The 6,382-nt window shown below is 72.3% G+C and carries 5 protein-coding genes and 1 pseudogene; all 6 read left to right on the forward strand.

Annotated features, from left to right (window positions below; all coding sequences use genetic code 11):
- Nucleotides 1-380, forward strand: a pseudogene (locus Q7T52_RS00945) (hypothetical protein); the annotation flags it as partial.
- 33 nt (nucleotides 381-413) lie between these two features.
- Nucleotides 414-1,649, forward strand: coding sequence for a transcriptional regulator (locus Q7T52_RS00950; RefSeq protein ID WP_304798687.1), 1,236 nt, complete (start codon nucleotides 414-416; stop codon nucleotides 1,647-1,649).
- Between the two features lie 330 nt (nucleotides 1,650-1,979).
- Nucleotides 1,980-2,465: a (2Fe-2S)-binding protein gene (locus tag Q7T52_RS00955; RefSeq protein WP_304798690.1), complete on the forward strand. Its 486-nt coding sequence runs from the start codon at nucleotides 1,980-1,982 to the stop codon at nucleotides 2,463-2,465.
- 67 nt (nucleotides 2,466-2,532) lie between these two features.
- A complete protein-coding gene (locus Q7T52_RS00960; protein WP_304798693.1) occupies nucleotides 2,533-5,007 on the forward strand; it encodes a xanthine dehydrogenase family protein molybdopterin-binding subunit in 2,475 nt (824 codons plus the stop codon).
- Entirely contained in the window at nucleotides 5,004-5,846 is an 843-nt protein-coding gene (locus Q7T52_RS00965; protein ID WP_304798696.1) for a xanthine dehydrogenase family protein subunit M, read from the forward strand. The genes Q7T52_RS00960 and Q7T52_RS00965 overlap by 4 nt, the downstream gene beginning before the upstream one ends.
- Before the next feature lie 6 nt (nucleotides 5,847-5,852).
- A partial coding sequence (locus tag Q7T52_RS00970; protein WP_304798699.1) for an SRPBCC family protein occupies nucleotides 5,853-6,382 on the forward strand: 530 nt, incomplete at its 3' end.

Raw genomic sequence — 6,382 nt, forward strand, 5'->3', positions numbered from 1 at the left:
CGGGCCTGGCGCTGGCCGCCACCGCCGTGTCGGTGGCCGAGCGGCTCGAGGGGGACGCGGGCGCCCGGCGCGGGGCGGCGATCCTGGCCGTCGAGGGTGCTGTCGCATCGACCTGGCAGCTCGGCTCGGCCCTCACTCGCCACCACTGGCCGCTCGCCGTGCTGTGGGCGGTGCGCTCGCCGCGAGGCCGGCGGGCCGTGCTCGTCGCAGCCGTCGCCGAGGGGCTCGCCGACCGGCGCCGGGTCGGGTCGTCGATGGGTGTCGTGCCCTACGTCGCCGTCCACCGGCTCGACGACCTCGGCTACGGCGCCGGGCTGTGGTGGGGCGCCCTCCGGGCCCGCTCGGCGCGGGCGCTCCTGCCCACCTCCCGCAACCGGTGACCCGGGTCACACGCGCGGGGTAGCGTGACGGACATGCGGCCCGACCTGGACGAGCAGAAGCGCGCGTGCTTCCACGCGTGGACCACCTTCGTCGAGCAGGGCGACGCGGCCGAGCCGCTCGTGCGCCCCGAGATCCTGTCGAGCTGGGCCCGGTCCGAGGCCGCGATCACCCCCGACGTCGAGGCGGCCCCGCTCGCCGACGAGTCCGAGACCTCGGCGCTGTGGCGCGACTCGCCCCTCCAGGTCGCGGTCGAGCGGGTCGAGGCCGAGCTCCGGCGTACCGCCGAGGACGGCGACCTCGTCCTTGCGGTCACCGACCCCGACACCCGCATCCTGTGGACCTACGGCGGCCGGGTCATGCGCCGCAAGGCCGAGACCGTCAACTTCGTCGCCGGCGGCCGCTGGGACGACGAGTCGATGGGCACCAACGCCCTCGACCTGGCCAACCGGCTCGGCGAGCCGTCGATGGTCTTCAGCGCCGAGCACTACGCCTCGATCGTCCACAACTGGGTCTGCTGGGCCGCGCCGGTCGTCGACCCGGTCAGCGGGCGACGACTCGGCGTCATCGACCTGTCGACCACCTGGGACCGCAGCCACCCGATCGGGCTCGCCACCGCCCGGGTCATGGCCCGGCTCATCGAGACCGCCCTGCCCCACTCCCACCACCACCCGACCGCGAGCCTGCTCGACGACACCGGTGACCCGGGACTGGTCATGACGCTGCTCGGCACCGCCGAGGTGCGCCTCGACGGCCAGCGGCTCCTGCTCAACCGCCGCCAGACCGAGGTGCTCGCCCTGCTCGCGCTGCACCCCGAGGGCCTCTCGCTCGAGCAGCTCCACGCGCTCGTCTACGGCGACCAGGCCGTGACGTTCTCGACCCTCAAGGCCGAGGTGTCCCACCTGCGCGCCGCCCTGGGCGGCCAGCTCTCCTCGCGCCCCTACCGCCTGATGATGCCCGTCGCCACCGACGTCGAGCACGTGCTCGCCCTCGTCCGCCGCGGCCGCGTCGCCGCCGCCGTCGACGCCTACGGCGGCGACCTCCTGCCCGGCACCAACTCGCCCGCCCTCGCCGAGCTGGGTGAGTACGTCGCCGTCGCCGTCCGCGAGGCGCTCCTCGCCGACCCCGACCCCGACGCCGTCCTGCGCTACGCCGAGCTCGCGCCCTACGACACCGCCGTCGTCGAGCGCTGCCTGGCCGCCCTCGGCGCCCAGGCCCACCCGGCCAAGCCGCTGCTCAAGGGGCGGTTGGCTGCTGCGGCGTCGGGCTGACGTCCTGCGCCGGGGCTGGCGGGGGTGATGCCCTGGGGGGTGTCGGATTCCCCGCCCGCCCGGGGCCGCCGACCCTGGTCAGGGGTTGCAACCCCGGACAAGGGTCGGACTTCCCTGACCAGTACGCCGAGGTCGGGTCGAGCTGCGCCTGCGGGGGTCTCGACTCGCCGCGACGGGTTCGCGAGCTCACCCGTCGCGCTCGCTCGACCGGGCCAGCTCTGGCCGGCCGCTCGTGCCTCGCGACCGACCAACCTGACCCCAACCGACCGGACCTAGCGTGAGCGGGGTCACAGCCACTGCGTGCTGCAGCCACCATCCAAGGGAGAGTTCATGACCCGGATCAACCTCACCGTCGACGGCGCCAAGGTGGCCGACGACGTCGAACCCCGGATGCTGCTCGTGCAGTACCTGCGCGAGAAGCTCGGCAAGACCGGCACCGTGATCGGGTGCGACACCAGCAACTGCGGGGCGTGCACGGTCCACCTCGACGGCACCAGCGTGAAGTCGTGCAACGTCCTCGCGGTGCAGGCCGACGGCGCGACGGTGACGACGATCGAGGGTCTCGCGGCAACGTACGACGGGGGCGAGCTGCACCCCGTGCAGGAGTCGTTCCGGGAGTGCCACGGCCTGCAGTGCGGGTTCTGCACGCCGGGGATGATCATGCAGAGCGTGGCGCTGCTCAACGACAACCCCACGCCCACCGAGCAGGAGATCCGGGTCGGGCTCGAGGGCAACCTGTGCCGCTGCACGGGCTACCACAACATCGTCAAGGCCGTGCAGCACGCGTCCGGCCAGGCTTCGGAGATGCACGCATGAGCACCCCACTGACCTCTGCCCAGGACTCGCTCCGCTCGTGCGCGGCACCGATCATCGGGGACCCCGCATGACCGCCGTCGCGAACCCCCCGGAGGAGATGGCCAAGGAGATCGGCCGCGACCGCCGCCGCAAGGAGGACCAGCGCCTCATCACCGGCCGCACCCGTTGGACCGACAACCTCAGCATCCCGGGCACGCTCCACCTCGCGATGGTGCGCAGCCCGGTCGCCCACGCCACGATCACCTCGATCGACACCACCGAGGCCGCCGCGTCGACCAACGTCGTCGCGGTGCTCACCTCGGAGGACCTCGGCGAGAGCCAGGGCGTGTGCATCAACGCCTGGCCGATCACGCCCGACCAGGTCACCCCGGCCCACCTGCCCATCGCCAACGGGCGCGTCGCGTTCGCCGGCGAGATCGTCGCCGTCGTGGTCGCCCGTACGGCGGCCGAGGCGCGCGACGCGGCCGAGCTGGTCGACGTCGACTACGAGCAGCTGCCGGCCGTGCTCGGCATCAAGGAGGCGCTCAAGGACGAGGTGCTCGCGCACCCCGACCTCGGCACCAACAAGTCTGCCCTGTGGGTCTTCGACTCCGAGGCCGCCGGCACCGGTGGCAACGCCGACGACGCCATCGCCAAGGCGCGCACCGACGGCATCGTCATCGAGCGCGAGTTCCGCCAGCAGCGCCTGATCCCCGCCTTCATGGAGCCCCGCTCCGTCGTGGTCGACCCGACCGGCGAGCAGATCACCGTGTGGTCGGCGACCCAGATCCCGCACATCCTGCGCTTCGCGCTGGCCGCCACGACCGGCGTGCCCGAGTCCAAGATCCGGGTCATCGCGCCCGACGTCGGCGGCGGGTTCGGCGGCAAGCTGCAGCAGACGCCGGAGGAGATGATCGCGTTCGCGGTCGCCCGTCGGCTGAGCCGCCCGGTCAAGTACACCGAGACGCGCAGCGAGTCCCTCGTCAGCGCCCACCACGGCCGCGACCAGTGGCAGAAGCTCACGCTCTCGGCCGAGAAGGACGGCACCGTCACCGGTCTCAAGGTCGAGCTCGAGGCCGACCTCGGCGCCTACGTCGCGATCGTGGGCGGCGGCGTACCGGTGCTCGGCGCGTTCATGTTCAACGCCATCTACAAGTTCCCGGCCTACCACTTCAGCTGCCAGACGGTCCTCACCAACACCACCTGGACCGACGCCTACCGCGGCGCCGGCCGCCCCGAGGCGACGTTCGGCATCGAGCGGATGATGGACGAGCTCGCCGCCGAGATGGGCGTCGACCCGTTCGTGGTCCGCGAGAAGAACTGGATCAAGCACGAGGAGTTCCCCTTCACGACCGTCGCCGGTCTGGAGTACGACTCCGGCAACTACGAGATCGCCACCGCCAAGGCCAAGGAGATCTTCGGGTACGACGAGCTCCGCGCCGAGCAGAAGAGGCGCCGCGACAGCGGTGACCCCGTGCAGCTCGGCCTGGGCGTCTCGACGTTCACCGAGATGTGCGGTCTCGCCCCCAGCCGCGTCCTCGGCTCGCTCGACTACGGCGCCGGCGGCTGGGAGCACGCGTCGGTGCGGATGCTGGCGACCGGCAAGGTCGAGGTCATCACCGGGGCGAGCGCCCACGGCCAGGGCCACGAGACGGCGTTCAGCCAGATCGTCGCCGACCGCCTCGGCATCCCGTTCGACGACATCGAGGTGCTGCACGGCGACACCCAGATCGCGTCCAAGGGGCTCGACACCTACGGCTCGCGGTCGCTGGTGGTCGGCGGCGAGGCGCTGGTCCGCGCGGCGGACAAGGTCATCGAGAAGGCGCTGCCGTTCGCGGCCCACCTGCTCGAGGCGAGCGTCGACGACGTCAAGTTCCACGAGGGCCGCTTCCAGGTCGTCGGCACCGACGCCGGGATGGCGCTGACCGAGGTCGCGACCGCGACCTTCACCGCCCACAACCTGCCCGACGGTGCCGAGCCGTCGATCGACGCCGACGCGACGTTCGACCCGGTCAACTTCAACTACCCGCACGGCACCCACCTGTGCGCGATGGAGGTCGACACCGAGACGGGCGCGGTCAAGATGCGCAAGTACACCTGCGTCGACGACATCGGCAACATCATCAACCCGCTCATCGTCTCCGGGCAGGTGCACGGTGGCCTGGTCCAGGGCATCGCACAGGCCCTGTGGGAGGAGGCGGTCTACGACGACCAGGGCACCCTGGTCTCGGGATCGTTCGTCGACTACCTGCTCCCGACGGCGGCCGACACGATCAGCTTCGACGTCGACCACACGACGACGCCGGCGACCACCAACTCGCTCGGCACCAAGGGCGTCGGCGAGGCCGGGACGATCGCCTCGACCCCCGCCGTGGTCAACGCCGTCGTCGACGCCATCCGCCACCTCGGCGTCAAGGACGTGCAGATGCCGTGCACGCCCGAGCGGGTCTGGAACGCCATCAACCACGGCGGCGCCGGCGGCGCCACCGAGGCCGCGGCGATGCCGCACTTCGAGCCCGACGCCGAGCCCGGCACGAGCAGCACGGAAGGAGCGGGCGCATGATCCCCACCGCGTTCGACTACGTCGCCCCGACCACGGTCGAGGACGCCCTGTCGGCCCTGGCCACCCACGGTGACGACGCCAAGATCCTGGCCGGCGGGCAGAGCCTGCTGCCGGTGCTGCGGATGCGGCTCAACGCGCCAGAGGTCGTGATCGACCTCGGCAAGATCGAGTCCCTGCGCGGCGTGCGCGACGACGGCGACGCCATCGTCATCGGCGCGATGACCCCGCACTCCGTGGTCGGCTCCGACCCGCTGGTCAAGGAGCACGCGCTGCTGATCCACCGGGCGGTCGAGCACCTCGCCGACGAGCAGATCCGGCACCGCGGCACCTTCGGCGGCGCGCTCGCCCACGCCGACCCCGCCGGTGACCTCGGCGCGCCGGCGCTGGCGCTCGGGTCGTCGTTCGTCATCGCCGGCCCGGGCGGCACCCGGACCGTCCCGGCCGACGAGTTCTTCATCGACCTCTTCGAGACCGCGATCGGCGACGACGAGATCCTCACCGAGGTCCGCATCCCCAAGCACACCGGCTGGGGCGCCCACTACGAGAAGTTCGTGCGGGTAGCCCACCAGTGGCCGATCGTCGCGGTCGCCGCGACGGTCAAGGGCAGCGGCGGCTCGATCGAGGACGTCGCGATCGGACTGACCAACATGGGCTCGACGCCCCTGCGGGCCCGGGCGGCCGAGGACGCGCTGCGCGGTGGTCAGGACCTCGCCGCCGCGGCCGAGCTCGCCGACCAGGACACCAACCCACCGTCGGACCTCAACGGCGAGTCGTCCTACCGGCGCCACCTCGCCAAGGTGCTCACGCGCCGCGCGGTCACCGCCGCAGCAGGGGGCTAGGCGCGCGTGGATCTCTCGCACCGCTTCTCGGTGGCCACCCCGGTCGAGGAGACCTGGGCGCACTTCCAGGACATCGCCGCGCTCGCGGAGTGCTTCCCGGGAGCCACGCTCACCTCGGCCGACGCCGACACCTTCGCCGGCTCGGTCAAGGTCAAGCTCGGTCCGATCGCCCTCGTCTACTCGGGTTCGGGCACGTTCGTCGACAAGGACGACGCCGCCCACTCCTTCAAGGTCGACGCCAAGGGCAAGGACAAGCGGGGCAACGGCACCGCCGGCGCCCAGGTCTCGCTGAGCATGACCGACGGCGCCGACGGGGGCACCGACGTCCAGGTCCTCACCGACCTCAACATCACCGGCAAGCCCGCCCAGTTCGGGCGGGGCGTGATGCAGGACGTCTCCGACAAGCTGCTCGGGCAGTTCGTCTCGTGCCTCGAGCAGCGGCTGTCGGCGTCGGACCCGGCGGCCGACGCCGTCGAGGAGACGGCGCCCGGGCCGGTCGACGACCCGGCCGCCGCCGAGCCCCCGACGCGGGCCCC

It is taken from the genome of Nocardioides sp., from assembly GCF_030655615.1.
Classification (GTDB): Bacteria; Actinomycetota; Actinomycetes; order Propionibacteriales; family Nocardioidaceae; genus Nocardioides.